The sequence below is a fragment of the Pseudomonas sp. K5002 genome, assembly GCF_013386655.1.
Classification (GTDB): Bacteria; Pseudomonadota; Gammaproteobacteria; order Pseudomonadales; family Pseudomonadaceae; genus Aquipseudomonas.
The window spans coordinates 1-3267 of the sequence record NZ_JACARK010000786.1; the positions used below are offsets into that span (position 1 = coordinate 1).

2 protein-coding genes are annotated in these 3267 nt (G+C 57.9%); both read right to left on the reverse strand.

Features of this window, described 5'->3' with window-relative positions; all coding sequences use genetic code 11:
• On the reverse strand, window positions 1-1766 hold a 1766-nt coding region (locus HX846_RS28510), incomplete at its 3' end, for an Ig-like domain-containing protein (RefSeq protein ID WP_178966575.1).
• A gap of 868 nt (window positions 1767-2634) precedes the next feature.
• Window positions 2635-3267, reverse strand: a 633-nt coding sequence (gene mmsB / locus HX846_RS28515) for a 3-hydroxyisobutyrate dehydrogenase (protein WP_178966577.1), incomplete at its 5' end; no start/stop codon positions are given.

A 3267-nucleotide genomic window follows, 5' to 3' on the forward strand; every position in this document is an offset into this window, starting at 1 on the left:
TCAGCATCCGCATCAGCGTCCGTATCATCAATATCAACAGCGATCACAGAAGCCGGAACAGACTCGTTGCCTGCTGCATCGGTCAATGTGACAGCCAGTGTTTCGCCGTTAACCTGAAGCGGATCCAGGGTGACTTGAAAATTACCGTCGTCGCCGACCGTGCCAGTGCCGATCACGTTGCCATCGGCGTCTTTCACGGTAACGGTCGCGCGCGGTTCGCCCTTGCCGGTGACGGTGCTGCCATCTTCGCCAACCACCAGGTTGGTTGGGGCATCCGGGGCGATGGTGTCCCCCGCGATGACGATGCCTGGCAGGGATTCCTTGCCCGAGAAGTTGCGCAGGAACACGCGTAGCCGCTCGCCATTGATGTGCAGCGAGTTCAGTTGCACCAGGAATGTGCCGTCATCTGCCACTGTTCCGCTGCCGACCACTTCACCAGCATCGTTGAGGATGATGACTTTGTGGGCCGCGGCGCCTTCACCGCTGAGCGTGTCACCCACGTCACTGATTGCCAGGTTGCGCGGCGCAAGCGGTGTCTCAATATCGGCGACAACCAGCGCACCCGGAGCCGACTCATTGCCGGCAGCGTCTTTGAGCGTGATCGCCAGGCTTTCGCCTTCGGACGCGGGTGTGTCGAGCGAAACCTGGAAATTGCCATCCGCGCCGACGGTGCCCGTACCGATCACATTGCCGCTGGCATCCTTGATGCTCACGGCAGCGTTCGGTTCACCTTTACCGCTGACAGTTGCGCCATCGGCACTGATCACCAGGTTGGTCGGCGCATCCGGGGCGGTGCTGTCGCCAGCCACCACGGGGCTGGCGGACGATTCATTGCCGGCAGCATCCTTGAGGGTGACTTGCAGGGTTTCGCCATTGGTTTGCGCAGTTCCCAGGGTGACCTGGAAGTTGCCTTCAGCATCCACGGTGCCGGTGCCGAGGACCTCGCCATTGGCATCCTTGATGATCACGGTCGAATTAGGCTCGCCCTTACCGCTGACGGTTGTACCGTCTGCACTGACGGCCAAACCGTTCGGTGCGGCGGGGGCGGTTGTATCACCCGCTACCACAGACGCAGGTTGCGATTCCTGACCCGCGGCATCCTTGAGGACGACTTGCAGGGTTTCGCCATTGGTTTGCGGCTTGTCCAGGTTGACCTGGAAGTTGCCGTCGGTACCCACAGTGCCTGTGCCCAGTACGTTACCGGCGGCATCCTTGACGGTGACTGTGGTGCCAGGCTGACCTTTACCGCTGACCACCGTGCCCGCGCTGTTGACCGATAAACCGGTCGCAGCACCGGGTGCAGGAACTGGCGTTTGATGATGATGGCCACCACCACCGCCACCACCGCTCAATGCCGCGGCGGTACCGCCGACGGCGAGGATGCCCAAGCCCCACAGCACCCAGTCCGGCACCGCACTGTCAGCGGCAATGGCTGCCACACCCAGGTCGTCCAGGGTCGAGATTTCGGTGAAGTTGAAACCCGAATACGGCGTGGAATAGTTGCCGAGCAACAATGTTCCGTCGGCATTTTCCAGTACCAGTTGGTTAGCGGAGCCGTCGGCTCCCACCACAAAAAAGTTCTGAATGGTGATGGTTTCTCCAGACTTCAGAGTGACCACCAGGTTTTGGCCGGACTGTTGAAACGATTGAACGCTTTCTTGTCCGAACGGCAGTTTTACAATGCTGGTTCCCTTGAGGCTGGCGTTGCCAAAGGCATGCTCTGTCGCCGTCCCCGTTGCCTTGTCGACAATAGTTATGTTTTTCATCTCTCACCCGTTTTTTATATGGACACACGTATTTCAGCGCGAGCGAATGCCCACGACGGTAGTTACCGCCGAGCACGAAACTCTTTTTGCGTTTATATAGGACTGGTCAGGATTTACAGCGATCAACCGACGCCGGTTTCTTCACGACATTGCAGACCCACACGCGTGCGCTTGCAACACGCTGACACCGAATGAGGTGGCACATCCTTGGCGTCAGAATAAGCCTGCCCGGGCCTTGGGCTGGACTGCATCGCAGCCCAGAGGTCGAGCAACCGGGAGAGGTGACGGGCCAGGATGCGGGCTTTTTCAAGTTCCAGGGCGGCCTCGTTCGATGAGGCCGATAGCCCTGGGAAACCCGATGTACGCATCCATTCGCTAGCCATCTCTGACACACCTGCACAACTTTGAAAGTACAACGCTTCGGCGGAAGTTATCGAGACGCAGCAACCATGACAACGCTCGCAAAACCGATACTAGCGAGGCAATAGTCAACATCAAAGAGAAATGTAAACACGCAATAAACATGGGTGTTTAATGAGGGAAGCCACGACAAACCGAACACACATAACTGAGAAATAAATTATAACGGCATGATAATCGAGCGCCCCATGGACACTCACCAAATGAATAACCCATGATCAAAAACATGATATTTCAGCGTCACACCTGAAACTTGTAAAAGTTTATTTCACAACTATAACAATGCAAAAAAACCTTATCCCTAGGCATTAGTCGATAAGTAATACCGCCCTCCCACAAACGTCGCGAAGGGGTTTATTCAGGCCAAAAAAAAGCACCAGTAGTGAGCTGGTGCTGGAAGGTCTACGCAGTAAAAATCAGGGATCCACAGTGAAGAAGGACAATCGCCCTACTTTGGTTTTCGATAGCTGTTGATGATCGCCGAGAAGTCCTTGCCCCCTTCCCCACGTTGGCTCATCGATTGATACAACTGCTGCGCCACTGCGCCGAGGATCACCGGCTGGTGTGCCTGGCGGGCCGCTTCAGTGGCCAGTCCCAGATCCTTGAGCATCAGTTCTGCACCAAACCCACCGGTATAACCCCGGGACGACGGCGCCGTCTCGATAATCCCTGGCCATGGGTTGTAGGTGTCCGAACTCCAGCAGCGCCCGGTGGAGCTGTTGATGATTCCCGCCAACACTTGGGTGTCGATGCCCAGCGCATCGCCCAGGGCCATGGCTTCGCTGACGCCGACCATGGTGATACCCAGCAGCAGGTTGTTGCAGATCTTGGCGATTTGCCCGGTGCCGACTTCGCCGCAATGGACGATGTTGCGGCCCATCTGCGCCAGCACCGGTTGCAGGGTGGCGAACAGTTCCGGGGTGGCGCCGACCATGAAGGTCAACGTCCCGGCCTGGGCACCGCCGGTGCCGCCGGACACTGGAGCATCCGCCATCACCACGCCTTGTTTCGCTGCCGCCGCCGCTACATCGCGGGCGGTCTGCGGGTCGATGGTGCTGCAATCCACCGCCGGCACGCCTTT